The organism is Celeribacter indicus, assembly GCF_000819565.1.
GTDB classification, from domain to species: Bacteria; Pseudomonadota; Alphaproteobacteria; order Rhodobacterales; family Rhodobacteraceae; genus Celeribacter; species Celeribacter indicus.
Map to the genome: position 1 here is coordinate 255642 of NZ_CP004393.1, position 25676 is coordinate 281317.

The 25676-nt window shown below is 62.9% G+C and carries 21 protein-coding genes; 13 read left to right on the forward strand and 8 right to left on the reverse strand.

What is annotated here, in order from left to right; all coding sequences use genetic code 11:
- The first annotated feature begins 2 nt into the window (after positions 1-2).
- Genes nusA through infB form a run of 3 tightly spaced genes read left to right on the forward strand, consistent with a single transcriptional unit; the run spans position 3 to position 4808 of the window.
- Positions 3-1613 carry a transcription termination factor NusA gene (nusA, locus tag P73_RS01300; RefSeq protein WP_043868124.1) on the forward strand — a complete coding sequence of 537 codons (1611 nt, stop codon included), beginning with the start codon at positions 3-5 and terminating at the stop codon, positions 1611-1613.
- Between the two features lie 25 nt (positions 1614-1638).
- The gene (locus P73_RS01305; protein ID WP_043868125.1) at positions 1639-2271 is read left to right on the forward strand and encodes an RNA-binding protein; all 633 of its coding nucleotides are present in this window, start codon (positions 1639-1641) and stop codon (positions 2269-2271) included.
- Positions 2268-4808: a translation initiation factor IF-2 gene (infB, locus tag P73_RS01310; RefSeq protein WP_043868126.1), complete on the forward strand. Its 2541-nt coding sequence runs from the start codon at positions 2268-2270 to the stop codon at positions 4806-4808. Before P73_RS01305 ends, infB begins: the two co-directional genes overlap by 4 nt.
- A gap of 94 nt (positions 4809-4902) precedes the next feature.
- On the opposite strand, the gene P73_RS26145 is transcribed toward infB, so the two are convergent.
- From P73_RS26145 to P73_RS01330, 4 genes are all read right to left on the reverse strand, one after another.
- Positions 4903-5043 (reverse strand): hypothetical protein, encoded by a 141-nt coding sequence (locus tag P73_RS26145; protein WP_043868127.1) that lies wholly within the window; start codon positions 5041-5043, stop codon positions 4903-4905.
- 122 nt (positions 5044-5165) lie between these two features.
- A complete protein-coding gene (gene mutT / locus P73_RS01320; protein WP_043868128.1) occupies positions 5166-5564 on the reverse strand; it encodes an 8-oxo-dGTP diphosphatase MutT in 399 nt (132 codons plus the stop codon).
- On the reverse strand, positions 5561-6808 hold the full coding sequence (gene argJ, locus P73_RS01325) for a bifunctional glutamate N-acetyltransferase/amino-acid acetyltransferase ArgJ (protein WP_043868129.1): 1248 nt from the start codon (positions 6806-6808) through the stop codon (positions 5561-5563). The genes mutT and argJ overlap by 4 nt, the downstream gene beginning before the upstream one ends.
- A 31-nt stretch (positions 6809-6839) precedes the next feature.
- Positions 6840-7694, reverse strand: a complete 855-nt coding sequence (locus P73_RS01330) for a peptidylprolyl isomerase (protein WP_043868130.1) — start codon at positions 7692-7694, stop codon at positions 6840-6842.
- Between the two features lie 180 nt (positions 7695-7874).
- Here P73_RS01330 and secA point away from each other — a divergent pair, with 180 nt between their 5' ends.
- Both secA and P73_RS01340 read left to right on the forward strand, forming a co-directional pair.
- Positions 7875-10577, forward strand: coding sequence for a preprotein translocase subunit SecA (gene secA / locus P73_RS01335; protein WP_043868131.1), 2703 nt, complete (start codon positions 7875-7877; stop codon positions 10575-10577).
- A 169-nt stretch (positions 10578-10746) separates the two neighbouring features.
- Positions 10747-12312, forward strand: coding sequence for a phosphate ABC transporter substrate-binding/OmpA family protein (locus P73_RS01340; RefSeq protein WP_052452979.1), 1566 nt, complete (start codon positions 10747-10749; stop codon positions 12310-12312).
- Here P73_RS01340 and radC read toward each other — a convergent pair.
- The 3 genes from radC to dnaK all read right to left on the reverse strand — a co-directional run bounded on the left by radC (position 12303) and on the right by dnaK (position 16300).
- Complete coding sequence (radC, locus tag P73_RS01345) at positions 12303-13070, reverse strand: RadC family protein (protein ID WP_043871298.1); 768 nt, start codon at positions 13068-13070, stop codon at positions 12303-12305. The two genes, P73_RS01340 and radC, sit on opposite strands and share 10 nt — an antisense overlap.
- Positions 13071-13143: 73 nt before the next feature.
- Complete coding sequence (gene dnaJ, locus P73_RS01350; RefSeq protein ID WP_043868132.1) at positions 13144-14307, reverse strand: molecular chaperone DnaJ; 1164 nt, start codon at positions 14305-14307, stop codon at positions 13144-13146.
- 73 nt (positions 14308-14380) lie between these two features.
- Positions 14381-16300 carry a molecular chaperone DnaK gene (gene dnaK / locus P73_RS01355; protein ID WP_043868133.1) on the reverse strand — a complete coding sequence of 640 codons (1920 nt, stop codon included), beginning with the start codon at positions 16298-16300 and terminating at the stop codon, positions 14381-14383.
- Between the two features lie 209 nt (positions 16301-16509).
- Between dnaK and P73_RS01360 the strand changes: the two genes are divergently transcribed.
- Positions 16510-17121 carry an alpha-ketoglutarate-dependent dioxygenase AlkB family protein gene (locus P73_RS01360; RefSeq protein WP_043871299.1) on the forward strand — a complete coding sequence of 204 codons (612 nt, stop codon included), beginning with the start codon at positions 16510-16512 and terminating at the stop codon, positions 17119-17121.
- Here P73_RS01360 and P73_RS01365 read toward each other — a convergent pair.
- Complete coding sequence (locus tag P73_RS01365) at positions 17118-17936, reverse strand: ABC transporter permease (protein ID WP_043868134.1); 819 nt, start codon at positions 17934-17936, stop codon at positions 17118-17120. The two genes, P73_RS01360 and P73_RS01365, sit on opposite strands and share 4 nt — an antisense overlap.
- A 137-nt stretch (positions 17937-18073) precedes the next feature.
- On the opposite strand from P73_RS01365, the gene cysQ reads away from it, so the two are divergent.
- The 7 genes from cysQ (at position 18074) to P73_RS01400 (ending at position 25675) form a co-directional block, all read left to right on the forward strand.
- Positions 18074-18871 carry a 3'(2'),5'-bisphosphate nucleotidase CysQ gene (cysQ, locus tag P73_RS01370; RefSeq protein ID WP_043868135.1) on the forward strand — a complete coding sequence of 266 codons (798 nt, stop codon included), beginning with the start codon at positions 18074-18076 and terminating at the stop codon, positions 18869-18871.
- Complete coding sequence (locus tag P73_RS01375; RefSeq protein WP_043868136.1) at positions 18871-19671, forward strand: 3-deoxy-manno-octulosonate cytidylyltransferase; 801 nt, start codon at positions 18871-18873, stop codon at positions 19669-19671. The genes cysQ and P73_RS01375 overlap by 1 nt, the downstream gene beginning before the upstream one ends.
- A gap of 185 nt (positions 19672-19856) precedes the next feature.
- Positions 19857-20753, forward strand: coding sequence for a UTP--glucose-1-phosphate uridylyltransferase (locus P73_RS01380; RefSeq protein ID WP_043868137.1), 897 nt, complete (start codon positions 19857-19859; stop codon positions 20751-20753).
- 9 nt (positions 20754-20762) lie between these two features.
- A complete protein-coding gene (gene galE / locus P73_RS01385) occupies positions 20763-21749 on the forward strand; it encodes a UDP-glucose 4-epimerase GalE (RefSeq protein ID WP_043868138.1) in 987 nt (328 codons plus the stop codon).
- 90 nt (positions 21750-21839) lie between these two features.
- Complete coding sequence (locus tag P73_RS01390; RefSeq protein WP_082033090.1) at positions 21840-22832, forward strand: glycosyltransferase family 2 protein; 993 nt, start codon at positions 21840-21842, stop codon at positions 22830-22832.
- A gap of 162 nt (positions 22833-22994) precedes the next feature.
- A complete protein-coding gene (locus P73_RS01395) occupies positions 22995-23981 on the forward strand; it encodes a glycosyltransferase family 2 protein (RefSeq protein ID WP_043868140.1) in 987 nt (328 codons plus the stop codon).
- Positions 23978-25675 carry a DUF5927 domain-containing protein gene (locus P73_RS01400; protein WP_043868141.1) on the forward strand — a complete coding sequence of 566 codons (1698 nt, stop codon included), beginning with the start codon at positions 23978-23980 and terminating at the stop codon, positions 25673-25675. Before P73_RS01395 ends, P73_RS01400 begins: the two co-directional genes overlap by 4 nt.
- Position 25676 lies beyond the last annotated feature (1 nt).

Consider the following 25676-nt stretch of genomic DNA (forward strand, 5'->3'; position numbering starts at 1 on the left):
AGATGGCAATCACCTCTGCAAACCAGCTTGAGCTGTTGCAAACCGCCGAGGCCGTGGCCCGCGAGAAGATGATCGACCCCGGTCTCGTGGTCGAGGCGATGGAAGAGAGCCTCGCCCGTGCCGCGAAGTCGCGCTACGGCGCGGATATGGATATCCGCGTCTCGATCGACCGGAAGACCGGCCGCGCGACCTTTACCCGCGTGCGCACCGTCGTGCCCGACGACGAGCTCGAGAATTATCAGGCCGAGCTGACCGTCGAACAGGCGAAGCAATATCTCGAGAACCCGCAGATCGGGGACGAGATCAAGGACGAGGTCCCGCCGGTGGAGCTTGGCCGGATCGCCGCGCAATCGGCGAAACAGGTCATCCTTCAGAAGGTCCGCGAAGCCGAGCGCGATCGCCAGTATGACGAGTTCAAGGACCGCGTCGGCACGATCATCAACGGCGTCGTGAAGCGCGAGGAATATGGCAACGTCATCGTGGATATCGGCCGCGGCGAGGGCATTCTGCGCCGCAATGAGAAGATCGGCCGCGAAACCTATCGCCCCAACGACCGCATCCGCTGCTACATCAAGGACGTGCGCCGCGAAGTGCGCGGGCCGCAGGTCTTCCTGAGCCGCACCGCGCCGGAATTCATGGCCGAGCTGTTCAAGATGGAAGTGCCCGAGATCTACGACGGCATCATCGAGATCAAGGCCGTCGCCCGCGATCCCGGCAGCCGCGCGAAGATCGCCGTGATTTCCTACGACAGCTCGATCGACCCGGTTGGCGCCTGCGTCGGTATGCGCGGCTCGCGCGTGCAGGCGGTTGTGAACGAGCTCCAGGGCGAGAAGATCGACATCATCCCGTGGAACGACGATCAGCCGACCTTCCTCGTGAACGCGCTGCAACCGGCCGAAGTGTCGAAAGTCGTGCTCGACGAGGATGCCGGCAAGATCGAGGTCGTGGTGCCCGACGAGCAGCTTTCGCTCGCCATCGGCCGGCGTGGCCAGAACGTGCGCCTCGCCTCGCAACTCACCGGCCTCGACATCGACATCCTCACCGAGGCCGAGGAATCCGAGCGCCGTCAGGCGGAGTTTGCCGAACGCACGAAGCTGTTCATGGACAGTCTCGATCTCGACGAATTCTTTGCCCAGCTTCTCGTGTCCGAGGGCTTCACCAATCTCGAGGAAGTCGCCTATGTCGATGTCGACGAGCTTCTGGTGATCGACGGCGTGGACGAGGAAACGGCGACCGAGTTGCAGGCGCGTGCCCGCGACGTGCTCGAGGAGGCGAACCGGTCCGCGCTTGCCCATGCCCGCGAGCTGGGTGTCGAGGACAGCCTGGTTGACTTCGAGGGCCTGACACCCCAAATGATTGAGGCGCTGGCCGAGGACGGGGTGAAATCCCTCGAGGATTTCGCGACCTGCGCCGACTGGGAGCTGGCCGGTGGCTGGACCACGGTGAACGGCGAGCGCGTGAAGGACGACGGCGTCCTTGAGAAGTTCGACGTCTCTCTCGAAGAAGCACAGAACCTTGTGATGACGGCACGGATCCAGCTCGGCTGGGTCGATCCGGCGGATCTGGCGTCCGATGAGGAAGAGACCGAAGTGGAAGAGGAAAGCGAGGCCTGAGTTCAGGCCTCGTGCGAGGTGTGAGATGACCCGAGGCGGGATGACGAAAACCAGGGACGAAGCGGAACGGCGCTGCATCGTGACGCGCGAAGCGCAGCCGAAGCGCGGGCTCATCCGGTTCGTCGTCTCCCCCGACGGTCTCCTCGTACCGGATTTGGCGGAGAAACTGCCGGGTCGCGGGATCTGGGTCGCCGCCGACCGCGCGGCTCTGGAGGAGGCGGTGAAGAAACGCCTCTTCTCGAAAGCCGCCCGCGCGGACGTGACAGTTCCCGACGGGCTTGTCGATCTGATCGAGGAGGGGCTTGCGGACCGGGTCGTGCATCTCATCTCGCTCGCGCGCAAGGCGGGCGAGGCGGTCTGCGGTTTCGAGAAGGTGAAGAGCTGGCTTGCCGAGGGGCGCGCGAAAGTGCTGTTGCAGGCTTCCGACGGATCGGAGCGCGGCAAGGGCAAGCTCTGGACCCCGGAAGGGGGACGCTGGTTCGGGCATATGACCAGTGCCGAATTGGGTTTGGCTTTTGGCCGTGAAAGTGTGATACATGGCGCGCTCGCAGGTGGCGGACTCGGCAAACGTGTTGTAGAGGAAGCCAACCGCCTTATGGGCATGCGCGAGACAAACGGTGGAGAGGGCTCCGCCGGAAAGGGTAAGACGACGAAATGAGCGATACAGACGGCAAGAAAACCCTCGGCATTCGCGGCGGCTCCGGGTCGGTGAAGCAGAGCTTCTCCCATGGCCGCACGAAGAACGTCGTGGTCGAAACGAAGCGGAAACGTGTCGTGGTCCCGAAGCCGGGTGCCGCGAAGTCGTCCGGTTCGGGCTCCGGCTCGTCTGCCTTCGGCGATCCGAAGAAGCGGCCTGCGGGGATTTCCGACGCCGAGATGGAGCGCCGGATGAAGGCGCTCGCCGCGGCGAAGGCCGCGGAGGCCGATGAGGCCAGGAAGCGTGAGGCAGAAGAGCGCCAGCGCGAGGAAGAGCGCGAGCGTCGTCGTCGCGAGGTCGAGGAGAAGGCCCGCGAAGATGCCGAACGCGAAGCCGCGCTGAAGGCCAAGGAAGAAGAAGAGGAACGTTCCCGTCGCGAGGCCGAAGAGGCCAAGAAACGCGAGGCGGAAGCGCGCAAGAAACCGGCTGCGGCACCCGCCGCCGCCCCGGCTGCGCCGAAGACGGACGATCCGGCTGCGGCCCAGGCGGCGATCCAGAAGCAGGAGCGCGGGGGCCGGGCCGTCGTCACACCGCCGCGCGGGCGTGAGACCCGCGAGGAAGACGACCGTGGCGGGCGCGGCAAGGGCGGCGACAACCGCCGCTCCGGCAAGCTCACCATCAAGCAGGCGCTCGACGGCGGCGAAGGCGGCCGGCAGCGTTCCGTCGCCTCGATGCGGCGCAAGCAGGAGCGCATGCGCCAGAAGGCCATGGGCGGCCCCGATCAGCGCGAGAAGGTTGTGCGCGACGTTCAGGTGCCGGAAACCATTGTCGTTTCCGAACTTGCCAACCGCATGGCCGAGCGCGTTGCCGATGTCGTGAAGTCGCTCATGAAAATGGGCATGATGGTCACGCAGAACCAGTCGATCGACGCGGATACCGCCGAACTGATCGTCGAGGAATTCGGCCACCGCATCCAGCGCGTGTCCGATGCCGATGTCGAGGACGTGATCCAGCAGCTCGAGGACAAGCCCGAGGACAAGAAGGCGCGTCCGCCGGTGATCACCATCATGGGCCACGTCGACCACGGCAAGACCTCGCTGCTCGACGCGATCCGCAACGCCAACGTCACCTCCGGCGAGGCCGGCGGCATCACGCAGCACATCGGTGCCTATCAGGTTCAGACCGACAGCGGCGCGACGCTGACCTTCCTCGACACGCCGGGTCACGCGGCCTTCACCTCCATGCGGGCGCGCGGCGCGGACGTCACGGATATCGTCGTGCTCGTTGTGGCGGCCGATGACTCGGTCATGCCGCAGACGATCGAGGCGATCAACCACGCGAAGGCGGCGAAAGTGCCGATGATCGTGGCGATCAACAAGTGCGACAAGCCGGACGCGGATCCGAACAAGGTGCGCACCGAGCTTCTCCAGCACGAGGTGATCGTGGAGGAGATGTCCGGTGACGTTCAGGACGTGGAAGTCTCCGCGAAGACCGGCAAGGGGCTCGATGACCTGCTCGAGGCGATCGCGCTCCAGGCCGAGATCCTCGAACTGAAGGCCAACCCGGATCGTGCCGCCGAGGGTGCCGTGATCGAAGCCCAGCTCGACGTGGGTCGCGGTCCGGTGGCGACGGTGCTCGTGCAGAAAGGGACGCTCAAGCGCGGCGACATCTTCGTCGTGGGCGAGCAATGGGGCAAGGTCCGTGCGCTCGTGAACGACAAGGGCGACCGCGTCGACGAGGCGGGACCCTCCGTCCCGGTGGAGGTTCTGGGTCTCAACGGCACGCCGGAGGCGGGTGACGTTCTCAACGTCGTCTCGACCGAGGCGCAGGCGCGCGAGATCGCCGAATACCGCGAGCAGGCCGCCAAGGACAAACGCGCCGCCGCCGGTGCCGCGACCACGCTCGACCAGCTTCTCGCCAAGGCGAAGGCGGACGAAAACGTGGCCGAACTGCCGATCCTCGTGAAGGCGGACGTGCAGGGCTCCGCCGAGGCGATCGTCCAGGCGATGGAGAAGATCGGGAACGACGAGGTGCGCGTGCGTGTGCTCCACTACGGTGTGGGCGCGATCACGGAAACCGACATCGGTCTGGCCGAGGCCTCCGGTGCGCCGGTCATCGGCTTCAACGTCCGGGCGAACGCTCCGGCGCGGAACGCCGCGAACCAGAAGGGCGTGGAAATCCGGTATTACTCGGTGATCTACGATCTCGTGGACGATGTGAAGGCGGCGGCCTCCGGCCTGCTCTCTGCGGAGATCCGCGAGAACTTCATCGGCTATGCCCAGATCAAGGAGGTCTTCAAGGTCTCCGGCGTCGGCAAGGTCGCGGGTTGTCTGGTCACGGAGGGCGTGGCGCGCCGCTCCGCCGGCGTGCGCCTTCTCCGCGATGACGTGGTGATCCACGAAGGCACGCTGAAGACGCTCAAGCGCTTCAAGGACGAGGTCAAGGAGGTCATCTCCGGCCAGGAATGCGGGATGGCGTTCGAGAATTACGACGACATCCGTCCGGGCGATGTGATCGAGATCTTCGAACGCGAGGAAGTGGAGCGGAAGCTCGATTGAGTTTCCGAACCCCGCAGTTAGCTAAAAGACAAAGGCGAGCCGTCATGGCTCGCCTTTTTCATCGCGATACATCGAGACGCGGAGAAAGTGCGCGTCAGGCGACTTTCTTGTAGGATACGGGCTTGCCGGTAAAGGTCTTGTCCCCCACGCGAACGAGGATGTTCCCGTTCGACGTCTCGCCGACATAGTGCCCCTGAACCGAAATATACTTGCCGAGAGTGATTGAACGCATCATTGCACTTGCCCCCCAATTGAATGACGTGTGCGATTGAGTTATCGCAAAACGCTTTCAAAATCATTTACAAATTTAGAACATTTGCCCGAAAACAGCACAAATGTTGAGCAAAGAGTGGTGCCTCACAGAAGGTCGCGCAGGATGGGAATCAGCGGAATATCGGCGGGCGGCATCGGATAGTCACGTAGCTCCGACGCCTTTGCCCATTTCAGCACTTGCCCCTCGCGCGGCGACGGAATGCCGTTCCACCTGCGACAGGCGAAAAGCGGCATCATCAGGTGGAAGTCGTCATAGCTGTGAGAGGCGAAGGTCAGTGGGGCGAGGCAGGAATTCCAGGTCTCGATCCCCAGTTCCTCGTGCAACTCGCGCACCAGCGCCGCCTCGGGCGTTTCGCCCGGCTCCACCTTCCCGCCTGGGAACTCCCACAGACCCGCCATCGCCTTCCCCTCGGGACGCTGCGCCAGAAGGACGCGGCCCTCGATGTCGATGAGGGCGACCGCCGAAACGAGCACGAGTTTCACGAACGGTAATCCGCGTTGATCGTGATGTAGCCATGGGTGAGATCGCAGGTCCAGACCGTCGCCGCCCCATCGTCGAGCCCGAGATCCACGCGGATCAGGATCTCGTCGTTCTTCATGTAGGCGGCGCCGGCCTCCTCCGTGTAGCTCGGGGAGACCCAGCCCTTTTCGGCGACGAGGATATCGCCGAACCAGATCGTGAGCCGATCCCGCTCCGCCCGCTCGCCGGACTTTCCGACCGCCATCACGATGCGACCCCAGTTCGGATCTTCGCCGGCGACGGCGGTTTTCACGAGCGGGGAATTGGCGATGGCCTTCGCCACCCGATGCGCCGGACCGTTCGCATTGGCGCCTGTCACCTGCACTTCGATGAGCTTCGTTGCGCCCTCGCCGTCGCGGGCGATCTGGATCGCGAGATCCTTCATGACGGCGTGCAACGCCGTGCGGAAGGCCTCCACGCGCGGGTCGGAAAATTCCGTGATGGGTGCCATTTCCGCCTTGCCGGTTGCGGCAAGGAGCACCGTGTCAGAGGTCGAGGTATCGCCGTCCACGGTCACGCAGTTGAAGGTCTTCGCATTGGCGAGCCAGAGGCATTGCTGAAGCACGTCACGCGAAATCGCGGCATCGGTGAAGATATAGGCGAGCATCGTCGCCATGTCCGGCGCGATCATCCCGGAGCCCTTGGCGAAACCGGCGATCTTCACCTCGGCCCCGTCGAGGCTCACGGTTTGTGTCGCACCCTTCGGGAACGTGTCGGTGGTCATGATGGCACGCGCGGCCAGTTCCATCCCGTCGGCATCGAGCGCCGCGTTCAGTTCGCCGATCTTGGCGGTGATCCGTTCCCATTTGATCGGTTCCCCGATCACGCCGGTCGAGGAGGTAAAGATGCGCTGTGCGTCGACACCGGTCTCTTCGGCGAGCGCTCCGGTGATTTTCGCCACCGCGTCGAACCCGCTCTTGCCGGTGAAGGCATTGGAATTGCCCGAATTGACGAGGATCGCGGCGCGTCCGTCGAGATCGAGGCCGATCTTCTGTTCGCAATCCAGCACGGCGGCAGAGCGTGTGCTGGACCGGGTGAAGACGCCCGCGACGGTCGTGCCCTCACACAGGTCCGCAAGCATCAGATCGGTGCGGCCGGAATAGCGAACCCCCGCTTCGAGAGCGGCAAAGCGGACGCCGTCAATGACGGGAAGGGAGGGAAAGCCCGCTTTCGGAGCCAGCGGGGAAACATGGGTGATCTTGGCCATGATCGGCGTCCTTTGCGTCGCGCGAGAGAACTCAGTCGTTCAGAAGTTCGTCATTGCGCATTGCAGCAGGATCTATGCCTTCGACCCGTTCGACGGTGCCTTCGGCCTCGAGCGTTTCCATCTTTTCGCGAATGGCGGCATCCTGAATCTCGGCCGCCAGCTCATCGCGGACCTCCTCGAGCGGCGGTACTTCCGCCATGCGGGTTTCCATGAGCTTGATCACATGCCAGCCGAACTGGGTCTGGACGGGCTCGGAGACCGCGCCTTCCTCCATGTCGACGACGGCTTCCTCGAAGGGGGCGACCATCATGCCGAGGCCGAACCAGCCGAGATCGCCACCGTTCGGGCCGGAGGGACCGGTGGATTTCTCACGCGCGAGCTCGGCGAAATCGGCGCCGCCCTCGAGTTCGGTCACGATTTCCTTCGCCTCATCCTCGGTTTCCACGAGGATATGTGCGGCGTGATATTCCCGACCCGGCTCGAAATCGGCGAATTTCGCGTCATAGGCCTCCTGGAGCGCCTCGTCGGTGATCGCCTCGTAGGCAACGTTTTCGAGCATGTGACCGGCGATCACCATGCGTTCCTCGTTCTCGAGCTGATATCTGAGCGCGTCGGTCGGCTCGCCAAGGGACTGCCTGAGCAGTTCCTGCTGGACGATCTGGTTCACGATCCCGTCGTAAAGCTGCTCATCGGAAAGGCTCTGATACTGCGGGGGAAGGCTCCGGCGCGCGGCGATGATGTGGCCGAGGGTGATCTCCGTGTCGTTGACCTTTGCAACGACGGTGTCGGGGGAGGTGTCGACCGGCGTCTCCTCTTGCGCGAGGGCCGGGGTGATGGCCATGAACGCGGCGGAAACGAGCGCGGCGGTCGTGAGGCGATATGTCATCGAGATTATCCTTCCTGTCGTAGCCATTCCGGGGCCCGACGTTGACAGTCCTGATATGGCCCACTACATCGCGAGAGGTCACTGAAGAGGAGCCTTTGCGACCGTTTCTATGAGGTCCGGGGCAATGGAGCAATCCCTCCTCTCACACGATCCTGTCAGGACGCATCGAGCGGAGAAAATATGCTGGGCATCGGTACACTCGCGAAAAAGGTCTTCGGGACACCCAACGATCGCAAGATCAAGGCGACCCGACCTCTGGTCGCGAAGATCAACGCGCTGGAACCGGAGTTCGAGAAGCTCGACGACGCCGGGCTCATCGCCAGAACCGAGGAGTTCAGGAAACGGCACGCGGAGGGCGAAAGCCTTGACACGCTCCTGCCGGAAGCTTTCGCGAACTGCCGGGAAGCGGCGCGGCGCGCGCTCGGCCTGCGCGCCTTCGACACGCAGCTCATGGGAGGGATCTTCCTGCACCAGGGCAATATCGCGGAGATGAAGACCGGCGAGGGCAAGACGCTTGTCGCGACCTTTCCGTCCTATCTGAATGCCCTTACCGGCAAGGGCGTCCATGTGGTGACGGTCAACGAATACCTCGCCAAGCGCGATGCGGAATGGATGGCGAAGGTTTTCGAGGCGCTGGGGATGACCTGCTCCTCGATCTACAGCCAACAGCCAGAGGACGAGAAGCGCGCCGCCTATGCCTGCGACGTGACCTATGCCACGAACAACGAACTCGGGTTCGACTACCTGCGCGACAACATGAAGGCGGAGCTCAAGGACATGGTGCAGCGCGGGCACCATTTCGCCATCGTCGACGAGGTCGACTCGATCCTGATCGACGAGGCGCGCACGCCGCTCATCATTTCCGGTCCCTCCGACGACCGCTCCGAACTCTACCAGTCGATCGACGGGATCATCCCCTCGCTCACGGAAGAGCACTACGAGATCGACGAGAAGGCCCGGCAGGTGACCTTCACCGAGGAAGGGAATGAATTCCTCGAGCAGATCCTGCATCAGAACGGCCTGCTTCCCGAGGGCCAGACGCTCTACGATCCGGAAAGCACCACCATCGTGCACCACGTCAACCAGGGCCTGCGGGCGCACAAGCTGTTCCAGAACGGCGTGCATTACATCGTGCGCAATGGCGAGGTGATGCTGATCGACGAATTCACCGGCCGCATGATGGCCGGGCGGCGCCTCTCCGAGGGTCTGCATCAGGCGATCGAGGCGAAGGAGCGGGTCGATATCAAGCCCGAGAACATCACCATGGCCTCGGTGACCTTTCAGAACTACTTCCGGCTCTACGAAAAGCTTTCCGGCATGACCGGCACCGCGGCGACCGAAGCCGAGGAATTCATGGAGATCTACAAGCTCGGTGTGGTCGAGGTGCCGACCAACCGGCCGATCGCCCGGATCGACGAACATGACCGGGTGTATCGGACGGAGAAGGAAAAGCTCGACGCCGTGGTCGAGTCGATCCGCGAGGCGCATGAAAAGGGGCAACCGGTGCTGGTGGGTACGACGTCCATCGAGAAGTCCGAGGAACTGTCGCAGCTCCTCACCCGCGGGGGGATCCCCCACAACGTGCTCAACGCGCGCCACCATGAGCAGGAGGCGCAGATCGTTGCGGATGCGGGGAAGTTGGGCGCGGTGACCATCGCGACGAACATGGCCGGCCGCGGCACGGACATCAAGCTTGGTGGCAATGTCGAGATGAAGGTGATGGAGGCGCTCGCCGCCAATCCGGAGGCGCATCCCGACGAGATCCGCGCGAAGATCGAGGCGGAACACGCCGAGGAAGAGAAGCGGGTTCTCGAGGCCGGGGGTCTCTATGTGCTCGCGACCGAACGTCACGAATCCCGCCGCATCGACAACCAGCTGCGCGGCCGTTCGGGCCGGCAGGGGGATCCGGGCAGATCGCTGTTCTTCCTCTCGCTCGAGGACGATCTCATGCGGATTTTCGGGTCGGACCGGCTCGATAAGATGCTTTCCTCGCTCGGCATGAAGGAGGGCGAGGCCATCGTGCATCCCTGGGTCAACAAGTCGCTCGAGAAGGCGCAGGCAAAGGTCGAGGGCCGCAACTTCGACATTCGCAAGCAGCTTCTGAAATACGACGACGTGATGAACGACCAGCGGAAGGTCGTGTTCTCCCAGCGGCGCGAGATCATGGAATCCGGCGACGTCAACGAGATCGTCGAGGACATGCGCCACGAGGTGATCGAGGATCTGGTCGCGGAGGCGATCCCGCCGAAATCCTATCCGGACCAATGGGACATGGAGCGCCTGCACAATTCCGTGGCCGAGACGCTCAACATGGATCTGCCGGTGGCCGACTGGGCGGATGAGGAGGGCGTCGACGACGACGTGATCGTGGAGCGCATCGAAAAGGCATCCGACGCGCTGATGGCGGAGAAGGCGGAAGCCTTCGGCGGCGATCAGATGCGGCAGATCGAAAAGCAGTTCCTGCTGAACACGATCGACAGCAAATGGCGTGAGCACCTTCTGACGCTCGAACATCTGCGCTCCGTCGTCGGCTTCCGCGGATATGCACAGCGCGATCCACTCAATGAATACAAGAACGAGGCCTTCCAGCTCTTCGAGTCCATGCTCGACGGCCTGCGTGCCGAGGTAACACAGAAACTGTCGCGCGTGCGCCCGATGACCGAGGCCGAGCGCCAGCAGATGCTCCAGCAGCTCATTCAGCAGCAGGCCGAGGTCGCGGCGAAAGGTCAGCCGCAGCCCGTGGGCGAACCCGAGGAGGGCCATCCCAATGCCGTTCCGGGCTTCGACGAGAACGACCCCTCGACCTGGGGCAATCCGGGACGGAACGATCTCTGTCCCTGTGGCTCCGGCAAGAAATTCAAGCATTGCCACGGCGCGGTCTGACCCGCGTCGTCCGGCATCGGGCGCTCTCCCCCCGCAGGCAGGGCGACGCGGCACGGAAGAGGCCCGTGGCCGCCGCCAAGTCGCTTTATCGGGTTGAAAAAGGCCGTCCGGACGCCGAATATCCGCGCCAGATCAACTACGGGCGGTCCGGAAACGGGGCCGGAATATCATGGTCGTTTCCGGCATGACGCGGATCGCCGCATTCGTCATCTCCCTTCTCCTTCCCGTCGCCGCGATGGCGCAGGACGTGACTCTGCTGTCGCGGGACGGGGCCATCGAGATCAGCGGGAATTTCCTGAGCTTCGATGGTGAGTTCTATCGGGTGGATACGGATCTCGGCATCCTTACCGTCGACAGTTCCGGCGTGCGCTGTGAAGGACCGGGGTGTCCGGATCTCGAAGGGTATTTCGCGCAGATCCGGCTCTCGGGCGAGGCGAGCGCGACGGAGAGCCTGCTGCCCGCGCTTATCACGGCTTTCGCCCTGCGCAACGGATACAGCACCGATGAGGCGATCACGCCGGACGGGCGAAAGCTCATGCGCCTTCAGGACACCGATGCCGATCTCACCGTCGCAGAATTCGTGCTGTCGGAAACGTCGAGCGCTGAAGGATTCGCGGATCTCCTGGCGGAGAACGCGGATATTGTCGTGTCGCTGCGCCGGGTGACCCGTGAGGAACGCGCGCTCGCCCAGGAGGCGGGCCTCGGCGATCTCCACGATCCGTTTCGGGCGCGGGTGATCGCGCTCGACGCGCTCGTGCCCATCGTGTCGCGATCCAACCGTCTCGAGGCGCTGTCGCTCGAGGCGCTCGGCGGCCTGTTCGACGGATCGGTCACCAACTGGTCTGAGATCGGCGGCCAGGATGCGCCCGTCGTCGCCCATCTCGTCCGTGACGATATGCTTGCCGCGAGTGCCTTTGCGCAGATGGTGCTGCATGAGGGAGTCGCGGAACAGGTGGTGACACATGACAGCTATGGCGATCTCATCGCTGCGGTCGAAGCCGATCCCTATGCCGTTGGCATGGCGCGCCTGTCGGGCGGCGGGTCGGTCAGGACACTCGGTCTCACCGGTGCCTGCGGGTTCGCCGCCGAGGTGAGCAGCAGCGATATCAAGACGGAAGACTATCCTCTTACGCGTTCGGTCCTTCTTTACACGCCGGCCCGGCGGCTTCCGGCTCTGGCGCGGGATTTTTTGCACTTCGTGGTGTCGCCCGCCGCGCAGATGGTCGTGGCGCGCACGCCCTTCGTGGATCAGGGGGTGGACGAACTCAGCTTCCGGGACCAAGGTCAGAGATTTGCCAATGCGATCAGCCGGGCAGGGCCGGAAATCACGCTCGCGGATCTGCAAGCCGTGACGACCGCCTTCCAGGGCGCGCGCCGGCTCACCCTCGGCTTTCGGTTCGAGGGTGGGTCGGTCCGTCTCGATGCACAATCGCGTTCCAACGTCCTTCTCCTCGCCGAATTGCTCGAGGCGGGGGTCTATGATGGCAAGACGCTGATCTTTTCCGGCTTTTCCGATAGCCATGGCAGCCCTGCCGTGAACAGGGGGCTGTCGGAGCGGCGGGCACAGGCAGTCCTCGCAGCGGTGAGGAAGGCCCTCGGGGAGGCGTTCGAGGCTGACCGCGTGACATTGACGAGCGCAGGTTTCGGAGAAGCGATGCCGCTTGCCTGCGACGACGTCGCATGGGGGCGCTCGCTCAATCGGCGCGTCGAGGTCTGGGTCCGCGATCAGAGATAGCATGCATCGCGAAAGCTCACTTCCGCAGATTTCCCGATGATCAGATGGTCGTGTAACTGGATGTCGAGCGCCTCCGCTGCGTCGCGGATCCGGTTCGTCATGGCGACGTCGGCATCGGACGGCGTCGGATCGCCGCTCGGGTGATTGTGGACGAGGATGAGGGCGGAGGCATTGAGTTCCAGCGCGCGCTTGACCACCTCGCGCGGATAGACGGGAACGTGGTCCACGGTGCCGCGGGCCTGCTCCTCGTCGGCGATCAGGATATTCTTGCGATCGAGATAGAGCACGCGGAATTGTTCGGTCTCCCGGTGGGCCATGGTCGTGCGGCAGTAGTCCAGAACGGCATCCCAGTTCGAGATCACGGGCCGCTGCATGATACGGGCGCGGGCAAGGCGATGTGCGGCGGCTTCGACGATCTTCAGATCCTCGGCGACGGCGATGTCCACGCCCTCGATCTCCAGCAGGCGCGAAACGGGGGCGGAGATGACGCGGTTGTAATCTCCGAGCGCCGCGAGCAGCGCGGCCGCGATGGGTTTGACATCGCTGCGGGGCAGGGCACGGTAGAGAACGAGCTCGAGCAATTCATAGTCCGGCATCGCCTGCGCGCCGCCGTCGAAGAACCGTTCCTGTAGATGCTTCCTGTGATCGCGCAGGTAGCTCGGAGGACGAGAGGGAAGCGCGACCGGCCGGGCCTCCTCGAGATCGAAGAGCCAGCCGGGCATTTCCCGGAACGCGGAGGGGGACGGTGTCGTGGTCATGAAGCAATCCATGACCCGATTCTCTGAAAAAGGGATTAACGGCGCATGAGGAAGGGCGCCGAAGCGCCCTCACTCAGCTTTTCATCCCGTCCCAGAATGTCTTGACCTTCCTGAAGAAGGACGAGCTTTCCGGGTTGTTGCTGTCCTCGCCGAGTTTTTCGAACTCCTGAAGCAGCTCTTTCTGTCTGGCGGTGAGGTTCACCGGCGTCTCCACCGCGAGTTCGATGAACATGTCGCCATGCCCGCCGCCTCGCAGTGCCGGCATGCCCTTGCCGCGCAGGCGCATCTGCCGCCCGGACTGGCTGCCGGCGGGGATTTTCACCCGCGAGCGGCCGCCGTCGATCGTCGGCACTTCGATATCGCCCCCGAGCGCGGCCGCGGTCATCGACACCGGCACCGTGCAATGCAGGTGCACGCCGTCGCGTTCGAAGATCTGGTGCGGGCGAACCTCTATGAAGATATAGAGGTCTCCGGTCGGTCCGCCGCGCAGCCCCGCCTCCCCCTCTCCGGCAAGTCGGATGCGGGTGCCGGTTTCCACCCCGGCGGGGATGTTGACCGACAGGGAGCGATCCTTTTCGACGCGACCCGCGCCACGGCAGTCGGGGCAGGGATCCTTGATGATCTGGCCGAGGCCGCCGCAGGCCGGGCAGGTGCGTTCGACGGTGAAGAAACCCTGTTGCGCACGCACCTTCCCCATGCCGGAGCACGAGGGACAGGTTTGCGGTTCCGCGCCGTTCGCCGCCCCGGTGCCATTGCAGCTTCCGCAGGCGACGGAGGTGGGAACGTTGATCGTCTTTTGCGCCCCCTGATAGGCTTCCTCGAGCGTCACGCGCATGTCGTACCGCAGGTCCGAGCCCCGTTGCGCTCGCGACCGGGCACCTGCGGCGCCACGCGGGCCGCCCATGAAATCGCCGAAGAGATCGTCGAAGACGTCGGAGAAGGCGGAGGCGAAATCGCCCTGCCCCGCGCCGCCGAAGCCGCCGCCGGGACGCCCGCCGCCCATTCCACCCTGTTCGAACGCCGCATGGCCGAACCGGTCGTAGGCGGCTTTCTTGTCGGGATCCTTGAGCGTGTCGTAAGCCTCGTTCACTTCCTTGAACCTGGCTTCGGCTTCGGGATTGTCCTTGTTGCGGTCGGGGTGGAACTCCATCGCCTTCTTGCGATAGGCCTTCTTGAGCTCCGCCGGATCTGCCCCCTTCGAGACGCCGAGAACCTCGTAAAAATCGCGTTTAGCCATGGATTTTACTCCTTCTGGAACGCGATGACCGGCCCGGAATGCCGGACCGGTCGATCGTGTCCGCGATTACGGTTTACGAGCGTTTGTCGTCGTCGAGATCTTCGAAGTCGGCATCCACGATGTCGTCATCGACGGAGGACGGGCCCTCGTCGGTGTCGATATCGTCGGCATTCCCCGAAGACGCCTGTTCGGCCTTGTAGATCGCCTCGCCGAGCTTCATGGCGGCGTCGGTGACGTTCTGGATGCCGGAGCGGATTTTCTCGGGGTCGTCACCTTCGAGCTGATCCTTGAGCGCGGCAATGGCAAGCTCGATCGCTTCGATCGTCGTCGGATCGACCTTGTCGCCATGCTCTTCCATCGCCTTCTCGGTCGAATGGATGAGGCTCTCCGCCTGGTTCTTCGCCTCGACGAGACCCTTGCGTTTCTTGTCCGCTTCGGCGTTCTCCTCGGCGTCCTTCACCATGCGTTCGATGTCGTCGTCCGACAGACCGCCGGAGGCCTGGATCGTGATCTTCTGCTCCTTGCCGGTGCCCTTGTCCTTCGCACCCACCTCGACGATGCCGTCGGCGTTGATGTCAAAGGTGACCTCGATCTGCGGCATGCCGCGCGGTGCCGGCGGGATGCCTTCGAGGTTGAACTGGCCGAGCAGCTTGTTGTCGGCGGCCATCTCGCGCTCACCCTGGAAGACGCGCAGCGTCACGGCGGACTGATTGTCCTCGGCCGTCGAGAAGATCTGCGACTTCTTCGTCGGGATCGTGGTGTTGCGGTCGATGAGGCGGGTGAACACGCCGCCGAGCGTCTCGATGCCGAGCGAGAGCGGGGTCACGTCGAGCAGCAGGACATCCTTCACGTCACCTTGCAGAACGCCCGCCTGAATGGCGGCGCCCATGGCCACGACTTCGTCCGGGTTCACGCCCTTGTGCGGCTCCTTGCCGAAGAACTTGGTCACTTCTTCAATGACCTTCGGCATACGGGTCATCCCGCCGACGAGCACGACCTCGTCGATGTCGGAGGTGGACAGGCCAGCATCCTTGAGCGCCGCCTTGCACGGATCCATGGAGCGCTTGATCAGGTCGGACACGAGGCTTTCGAGCTTCGCACGGGTCAGCTTGACCACGAGGTGAAGCGGCGTGCCCGAGGACGGGTCCATCGAGATGAACGGCTGGTTGATTTCCGTCTGCGAGGAGGAGGACAGTTCGATCTTCGCCTTTTCGGCGGCTTCCTTCAGGCGTTGCAGCGCCATCTTGTCCTTGGTCAGGTCGACGCCATGCTCCTTTTTGAACTCCTCGGCGAGGTAGTTCACGATGCGCATGTCGAAGTCTTCACCACCGAGGAAGGTGTCGCCGTTGGTGGCCTGCACTTCGAAGACGCCATCGCCGAGCTCGAGGACGGTCACGTCGAAGGTGCCGCCGCCGAGGTCGTAGACCGCGATGGTCTTCGTGTCGGATTTGTCGAGGCCATAGGCCAGCGCGGCGGCCGTCGGTTCGTTGATGATGCGCAGGACTTCGAGGCCGGCGATCTTGCCGGCGTCCTTCGTCGCCTGACGCTGGGCATCGTTGAAATAGGCGGGAACCGTGATGACGGCCTGCGTCACTTCTTCACCGAGGTAGGACTCGGCGGTTTCCTTCATCTTGCCGAGGATGAAGGCAGAGATCTGCGAGGGCGAATATTTCTCTCCGCGCACTTCCACCCAGGCGTCGCCATTGCCGCCATCCACGATGGAATAGGGCACCAGCTTCTTGTCCTTTTCCACCTCGGCATCGCCGATCCGGCGGCCGATCAGGCGTTTCACGGCGAAAATGGTGTTGTCGGGGTTGGTGACTGCCTGACGTTTGGCCGATTGGCCGACGAGGCGCTCGCTGTCGGTGAACCCCACGATGGAGGGCGTCGTGCGCGCTCCCTCGGAGTTCTCGATCACACGTGGCTGCGAACCGTCCATGATGGCGACACAGGAGTTCGTGGTCCCGAGGTCGATACCAATGACTTTGGCCATGCTCAAAATCCTCTCTTAGGCGATGTTGTGACGAGGGGCCCGTATCGGCGCCCGCCGTCGATCCCAGTGATTTTGACCGGTCTTGTTTGGGCCGATCGTTGCTCTCGGCGTATATAAGGAGGGGATTTCGCGCCTGCAAGTTGTGCAACGGGTTGGACGCGCGGAAAAATGGAGTCATTTCATCGGGGAAGGCGAAGGGAGGCATGGTCATGCAACTGTCGGCACCACTGGAGCTGCGCGGACTGTCGATCTACAAGGGGCTGATCCCCCGCGATGCGCAGGAGGAGATGGTCGAGGCGCTGCGCGATGTGACGCGGGCCGCGCCGCTGTTTTCCCCGATGACCCCTTACGGCAAGCCGATGTCGGTGCGCATGACCTCAGCGGGCAGGTTCGGCTGGGTCTCCGACCGGCGTGGCTATCGCTATAGCGAAACCCATCCGGAGGGGCAGCCTTGGCCCCCCATTCCCGCTTCCATTCTCGGCGCCTGGACGGCCGTCGCGCCCGAGGCGAGGATGCCGGAATGCTGCCTCGTCAACTTTTACGCGGCAGGGGCGCGGATGGGCCTGCACCAGGATCGCGACGAGGCCGATTTCTCCCAGCCGGTCGTGTCGGTCTCGCTGGGCGACGACGCGCTTTACCGGGTGGGGAACAAGACGCGCGGCGGATCCACGGAAAGCGTCTGGCTGTCGTCGGGTGACGTGATGGTCATGGGCGGGGAGGCGCGCCTGCTCTACCACGGCATCGACCGGATCAAGCCGGGCACCAGCACCCTCCTGCGCGGTGGCGGGCGGATCAACCTGACACTCCGGGTCGTGACTTAGCGCGCGCTCCAGCTGAGCGAGATCCGGCGGCGGGTGAAGAATTCCGCGAGCAGGCCGATGGTGATGAAGACGAGCGAGAAATAGATCGGATAGGTTACCGAGCTGTTGTGCGGGTTGTAGTTCACGAAGGTGAAGCCCCGCGCCTGGTCGATCGTGTGAAACAGCGGGTTCCAGGTGAACATGGCGAGCATGTATCCTGGAGTCTGGTTGGCGACGAACATCTTGCCCGAGGTGAACATGTTGGCGCGTGTGTAGATCGTCTGGACGATCTGGACAAAGCGCGGCGCCCAGGGTTTGGCCGCGAAAACCACGGTGCCGATCGCGGCACCCGAGGCCCATGCCATCATCAGCATGCCGAAGGCACCGGTCAGGTTCTGGAACTCGACGGCGCCGGAGAGCAGCTCGTAGCCGACGAGGATGACCGTCACCGAGAGGATCTGCGTGTAGAGCGTGCTCAGCGCGGCGGAGGTCAGCGCGATCGCCGTGTTCATCGGCGCATGCTGCATCATCGGAGAGGCGGCGGTTTCGGCCCCGGCAACGGCGCCCAGCGCCTTGTTATGGGTCAGGAACAGGAAGATCCCCGACATGATGAAGAGGATGAAATCGCCCTGGATGGCGGTGCCGCGCACGCCGAGGATCGAATACATGAAGGTGAAGACCGCCACGAGGATCATCGCCTGGGTGATATTCACCAGCAGGCCGAGGAGCGGGTTCCCGTGGCTCTTGCGCACATGACGGACCGTGTTGACGAAGATCAGCCGAAGGATCGACAGGGCGGCGGACACGCCGCTTTGGCTTCTTGCATGCTGAAACATCCGCCTGGGGTCCTGTGCCTGCCTGTCGTTGCCGACTCGAAAAGGGATTTCTTGCCGTCTGCTTGACCGCGTAGCATAAGGTCGTTGACGCTTTCTTTCAATGAAAACACATATCCAGATCAAACAGGAGCAAGTCTTTGGATTTTGAAAAGCTCGTCCCCCTGATGCGCAGGCTCGCCATCGAAGCCGGTGAGAGAATCCTCGAGATCTACAATTCGGATGAGTTCGAGGTGAGGACCAAATCCGATGAGAGCCCCGTGACGGTGGCGGACGAGACGGCGGATGCGCTGATTTCCGCCGGGCTGAGGGAGGCGTTTCCTGAGGTGACGCTCGTCACCGAGGAACAGGCGGCCTCGCATGGCCTCAAGGCGGAGACCTTCCTGATTGTCGATCCGCTCGACGGGACGCGGGAATTCGTCCAGCGTCGCGGTGATTTCACCGTGAATATCGCCTATGTGGAGAAAGGGCGGCCCCTGCGCGGCGTAGTCTATGCTCCCGCGAAGGAGCGTCTGTTCATCACCGCGGCCGACGGGCAGAGCTATGAGGAAACCGGCCCCTTCGATCTGAACAGGCCCGGCGAGTGGACGCGGATCTCCGTCTCGACGCCCGACAATGCCGCGCTGATGGTCGTTGCCTCCAAATCGCACCGCGACCAGGCCACGGACGATTACATCAGAAAGTACGCGGTGAAGGACAGCAAGTCCGCCGGCTCCTCGCTCAAGTTCTGTCTGGTGGCGACGGGGGAGGCCGATCTCTATCCACGGCTCGGGCGCACGATGGAATGGGATACTGCCGCCGGGCATGCCGTTCTGTCCGGCGCGGGTGGGGAGGTCGTGCGATTCGATACCCATGAACCGCTGCACTACGGCAAGGAAGGATATGCCAATCCCTTCTTCATCGCCTGCGCACCGGGCGTGGATCTGAAGTCGGTCTGATGGCTGTCCTGATCGTCATTCCCGCCCGCTACGCATCCACGCGCTATCCGGGCAAGCCGCTGGTCGAACTTGCCGGTGCGTCCGGCCGGAGGAAATCGCTTGTCCAGCGAAGCTGGGAAGCGGCCGTCTCGGTGCCCGGCATCGACCGGGTCGTGGTGGCGACGGACGATGCGCGTATCCGGACGGCGGCGGAAGGTTTCGGCGCCGAGGTGGTGATGACCTCCGAAACCTGCGCGAATGGGACCGAGCGCTGTTCCGAGGCTCTCGAGACCCTTGGCGGGGGCTACGATATCGTCGTCAACCTGCAAGGCGACGCGCCGCTGACGCCCGCCTGGTTCGTCGAGGAGCTCGTCGCCGGATTGCGCGCCCATCCGACAGCCGAAGTGGCGACGCCCGTGCTCCGCTGCGACGGGCGCGCACTCAACGGGTTTCTCGAGGATCGCCGCGCGGGACGTGTCGGCGGCACGACGGCAGTCTTCGGCTCCGACCATAAGGCGCTGTATTTCTCCAAGGAAGTCATTCCCTACACCTCGAAGACCTATGACGAGACCGAACTGACGCCGGTGTTCCACCACGTCGGGGTCTATGCCTATCGTCCCTCGGCGCTCGGGGCCTATCCGAAGTGGCCGCAGGGGCCGCTCGAGACGCTCGAGGGGCTCGAGCAGCTGCGTTTTCTGGAGCAGGAGCGGCCGGTGCTTTGCGTCGAGGTCGAGGCGCGGGGGCGGGAGTTCTGGGAACTAAACAATCCCGAAGATGTTTCGCGTATCGAACGTATGCTTGCGACCATGGGGGTGGATTGAGACGCGACGGCAGGTTTCGGTTAATTCCTGGGCGGTTTCCGTGATAGCATCTTGCGGAGTCGCAATTCTGTGCCAACTCCATGCAAATGGACTAGGCTGTGGGTGACCCGGATGCGGCGACCGCATAGGGTTCAGTGTGAACGTTTGACAAAACGGCTCATGAGTACGGGCCGAGAGGAGTAAAGATGAAACGTAAAGTGACGAAAGCGATCTTTCCGGTTGCCGGTCTCGGGACGCGGTTTCTGCCCGCGACGAAGTCCATTCCGAAGGAGATCATGACGCTCGTCGACCGTCCGCTGATCCAATATGCGATCGACGAGGCGCGGGCCGCCGGCATCAAGGAATTCATCTTTGTCACTTCCCGCGGCAAGGGCGCGCTCGAAGACTATTTCGATCATTCGCCCGTGCTGGAGCAGGAATTGCGCAAGAAGGGCAAGGACAAGCTTCTCGAGGTTCTGAAATCCACGAACATGGACAGCGGCGCGATCGCATATATCCGCCAGCACAAGGCGCTGGGCCTCGGCCATGCCGTCTGGTGCGCCCGCCGCCTGCTCGACCCCAAGGAACCCTTCGCCGTCATCCTGCCCGATGACGTGATTGCGGCCGACAAACCCTGTCTTCAGCAGATGGTCGAGGCCTATGAGGACACCGGCGGTTCCATGGTTGCCGCCATGGAAGTTCCGGCCGACAAGGTCTCCGCCTATGGCGTTCTCGACGTGAAGGAGGATCTCGGCAATTCCGTCTCCGTGAAGGGCATGGTCGAGAAACCGGCGCCGGGCACCGAGCCGTCCAACCTCGCCGTGATCGGCCGTTACATCCTCGCGCCCGAGGTGATGAAGAACCTCAACCAGATGAAGACCGGCGCGGGCGGCGAGATTCAGCTCACCGATGCCATCGCGGACGAGATCGACACCGAACGCGGCGTCTATGGCTATCGTTTCGCAGGGCAGCGGTTCGATTGCGGCTCCAAGGCGGGCTTCCTGCAAGCGACCATCGCCTTCGGCCTGTCGCGCGACGATCTGCGCGACGAGCTTCAGGAATATCTCGACGAACTCTCGTCGGTCCGGGCGGCCGCGCAGTAAGGTCCGTTCATGACAGGAACCGTGCTCGTGACCGGCGGTGCCGGTTATATCGGCTCGCACGCCTGTAAGGCGCTGCGGGCCGCGGGCTATACGCCGGTCACTTATGACAACCTCTCGACGGGTTGGGAGGAGGCGGTCAAATTCGGTCCGTTCGAGAAGGGAGACCTTCTCGACCGTGATCGCCTCGACGCGGTTTTCGCCAGCCACCGGCCCGCGGCCGTGATGCATTTCGCCGCCTTCTCCCAGGTCGGCGAAAGCATGAAGGAACCGGGGAAATACTGGCGCAACAACGTGTTGGGCTCGCTTGCGCTGGTCGAGGCAGCGGTGGCGGCGGAGTGCCGCAATTTCGTCTTCTCCTCCACCTGTGCGACCTATGGCGACCAGGACAATGTTGTGCTCGACGAGAATACGGTACAGATGCCGATCAACTCCTACGGCGCCTCGAAACGGGCGGTGGAGAATATTCTCGAGAATTTCGGCCAGTCCCACGGGCTCAATCACGTCATCTTCCGTTACTTCAACGTCGCGGGCGGCGATCCCGAGGCGGAGGTCGGCGAGTTCCACCAGCCGGAAACCCATCTCATTCCCCTGATGCTCGACGCGATTTCGGGCAAGCGGGACGCACTCACGATTTTCGGCACGGATTACGACACGCCCGACGGCACCTGTATTCGCGATTATGTCCACGTCTGCGACCTCGTGGACGCGCATGTTCTGGGGCTGAAATGGCTCGAGGACGGCAAGGGCAGCCGGGTGTTCAACCTCGGCACCGGCAAGGGGTTTTCGGTGCGAGAAGTGATCGACCATTCGCGCGCCGTGACCAACATGGATGTGCCTTATGTCGAAGGCGACCGGCGTCCCGGCGATTGCATGAAACTGGTCTCAGGATCGGAGCGCGCGATCACGGAACTTGGCTGGTCGCCGGCTCGGTCGAATCTGGCACAGATGATCGGCGATGCCTGGCGTTGGCACAGGACAGGGCATTACCACAAATAATCTGTGACAAATCAGTCGGTTTCGCTACTCTCCCTGAAAACGTGGGAGAGGCAGACAGTGGGGCGGCTCTGGCAGAATTACAGACTGCGCATGTTGCGCCGTTATCTGCTTTGGCGCGCCTTCCGGTCGCGTCGCGATCTCAGACTTGTGCGGGATAGGACCAAGAGCATCGCGCCGAAGTCGATCCTCTGCCTGTGTTGCGTGCGCAACGAGGCGGAGCGCCTTCCCTTCTTCCTCGCGTATTATAGGCGGCTCGGTGTCGATCATTTCCTTTTCATCGACAATGACAGCACAGATGGCACACCGGCCTTTCTCCAGGAACAGCCGGACGTGTCCCTCTGGTCCACGACGGCAAGTTACAAGGCGTCTCGATTCGGTCTCGACTGGACCAACCGGCTCCTGGCGAGATATGGGCGCGGCCACTGGTGCCTGACGGTGGATGCGGACGAGTTGCTCGCTTATCCCTTCGAGGAGACACGGACACTGCACGATCTCGTCCTCCATCTCGAAAGTGAAGGCGCGGTTGCGATGGGCGCTCTGATGCTCGATCTCTATCCGGTCGGGCCGATCGACGGCATCTCCCACGAAGCGGGGCAGGATCCGCGGGAGGTGCTGACCCATTTCGATCCGGGGCCCTACCGCGCGCAACGGCAGCGTCGAAAAAGGAACCTCTGGGTTCAGGGTGGCGCGCGGGAGCGGATGTTCTTTGCTCAGAACCCGCGGCGCGGGCCGACGCTCAACAAGTTGCCTCTCGTCAAATGGCACTGGCGTTACGTCTATATCAACTCGACCCATGCGATGTTGCCGAAAGCGCTCAATTTCGCCTATGACGGGCCGGGAGACAGCCGCTTGTGCGGCGTCCTGCTCCATACGAAATTTCTGCCCGTGGCGATCGAGAAGTCGCGCGAGGAAAAGAGCCGAAAGCAGCATTTCGGCCAGCCGGAGGCCTTCGATACCTATTACGATGCGGTAATTGCGGCGCCCGACTTCTTTTATGCGGGTTCCGTCGCCTATAAGGATTGGCGGCAGCTCGAGGCATTGGGACTGCTCAGCCGCGGTTCGTGGATGACTGATGCAGATTGACCGCGTCTGAGGTAAGAATGTCGAAACAATTTTCGGATTTAATTTTCAATTGTTTACCTTGATCCGGTAAATTCATACAAATATTCGGGCTCATGACCCTGTCGCGAGATGAGTCCGGAGGGGACGAAGGCTAGATCGGTGAGCAGGCTCGGGCACTATAGATTGCGGCTTCAACGCAAACGTGCACTCTGGCGGGCCTTCCGGGCACGTCGGCAGTTGGCTTGCGTTCAGGACAACACGCCGCGCATCCGCCACGATGACCTCCTGCTTGTGTCCACGCTGCGCAACGAACGTGTCCGACTGCCCTATTTCCTTTCCTATTACCGTGGCATGGGCGTGCGCCATTTCCTGATGATCGACAACGACAGTGACGACGGAACGCGCGAATACCTGCTCGGCCAGAAGGACGTCTCCGTCTGGCATACCACCGCGAGCTATCGCAACGCGCTTTTCGGCGTGCACTGGATGAACTGGATCGCGGGAAAATATTGCCACGGACACTGGACGCTCACCGTCGATGTGGACGAATTCCTCGTTTTCCCCTTCTGCGACACGCGCCCCATTCCGGCCCTGACCGACTGGCTGGACTCCTCCGGCATCCGCAGTTTTTCGGCGATGCTCATCGACATGTACCCGAAGGGACCGATCGACGCGCAGCCCTATCGCGAGGGGCAGGATCCCTTCGAGATCGCCGAGTGGTTCGACAGCGGGAATTACATGATTTCCACCAATCCGGTCTATCGCAACCTGTGGATCCAGGGCGGACCGCGCGCGCGTCTCTTTTTTGCGGAGGAGCCGGTCAATGCCCCGGCGCTCAACAAGATCCCGCTCGTGAAATGGCATCGCAGCTATGCCTATCTGCAATCGACCCACATGCTCCTGCCGCGGGGCCTCAACCTCGTCTACGAGACCCGAGGCGGGGAGAAGGCGTCGGGCGCGCTGCTCCACGCGAAGTTTCTCGACACATTCATGGAGAAGACCGAGGAGGAACTCACCCGGCGCCAGCATTATGCGGGCAGCCGGGAATATGTCATCTACCATGACCGGCTCCAGCGGGATCCCGATCTCTGGTGCAACTGGTCGGAGAAATACATCAACTGGCGCCAGCTTGAGATCCTCGGCCTCATGTCCAAGGGGAACTGGGCATGACGGTCGGCTTCGTGATGCTCGTGCATACCGCGCTGCACCGCGCGGAACAGGTTGCGCGGCACTGGGCGAACCATGGCTGTCCTGTGGTGATCCATGTCGACCGGCGGGTGAGGCGGGAGATGTACCAGCCCTTCGTCGAAAGCCTCAGCGATCTCGACAACGTGCTGTTTTCACGGCGTCACGCCTGCGAATGGGGCACATGGTCTCTGGTCGCGGCCTCGCAGGACGCGTCCGAGCTGATGCTCGAACGCTTCGGGGACGTGAGGCATGTCTACCTCGCTTCCGGATCGTGCCTGCCGCTTCGTCCGGTGGAGGACCTGAAGCAATATCTGGCCGCGCGCCCTTTGACGAATTTCATCGAAAGCGTGACGATCGAGGATGTGCCCTGGACGGTGGGCGGGCTCGATACCGAACGGTTCACCCTGCGCTTTCCGTTCTCGTGGAAAAGGCACCGCCGCCTTTTCGACCGTTACGTCGCGCTGCAACGTCGGCTGAAGGTCGAGCGCCGGATCCCCGCACGGCTGGTGCCGCATCTTGGAAGCCAATGGTGGTGCCTGACGCGCCAGACCCTTTCCGCCATTCTCGAGGACCCGGACCGCAAGCTCTACGATACCTATTTCAGGCGGGTCTGGATTCCCGACGAAAGCTATTATCAGACGCTCGTGCGGCTTCATTCCAATACGATCGAAAGCCGGTCCCTGACCCTGTCGAAGTTCGATTTTCAGGGCAAGCCCCATGTCTTCTACGACGACCACCTCCAGCTCCTGCGACGGTCGGACTGTTTTGTCGCGCGGAAGATCTGGCCGCAGGCGGAACGCCTCTACGAGACCTTCCTCAACAGCGATGTCGATCCGATGAAGGGTGCGGAGCCCAATCCCGGCAAGATCGACCGCATCTTCGCCAAGGCGGTCGAGCGGCGCACCAGGGGGCGCGCGGGACTCTATATGCAGAGCCGACTGCCCGGTCCCGGCAAGGACCATGGCAAGACCTCGTCGCCCTATTCGGTCTTCGAGGGGTTTTCGGACCTGTTCGAGGATTTCGACAGCTGGTTGTCGCGCGCGGTGGGGGCGCGGGTTCACGGCCATCTCTTCGCGCCCGAGCGGGTGGAGTTTTCCGGGGGGCAGAAGCTCTTTGCCGGCGCGCTTTCGGACAGTGCCTCCCTGCGTGACTACAATCCCTGCGCCTTTCTCACCTCGCTCCTCTGGAACACGCGCGGGGAGCGGCAGTGTTTCATGTTCGGCCCGCGCGACAATCAGGACATCAACTGGCTCATCGCCACGGATGCGAATGCCCAGATCTCGGTGATTTCCGGAGCTTGGGCGGTGAGCCTCTTCCGCTCCAACCTGAATTTTTCCGATATTCGCCGGGAGGCGGCGCGGCTTCAGCGGATCGAGGCCGCGCATCTGGAGATCCTGCGTTCGCAGCATGTGAAGGCGCGGGTGCGGATCTGGACCATGGCGGATTTCCTCGAGGCCGGGATGGAGCCGTTGCAGACGATCATTGACGAGATCATGCCGCGCAACGTGCGCCGGCTGACGGAGGCACCGCGGATGCGCGATCTGACGGGATTCGCGCAATTCTTGCAGAATTTGAAAAATCAGGGGATGAAACCTCATCTGATGGGAGATTTCCCCACCGGAAATGATCCGAATCCCCGTCTTGCCGGACGGAAACGGCCCTATTTGGTGAAATGAA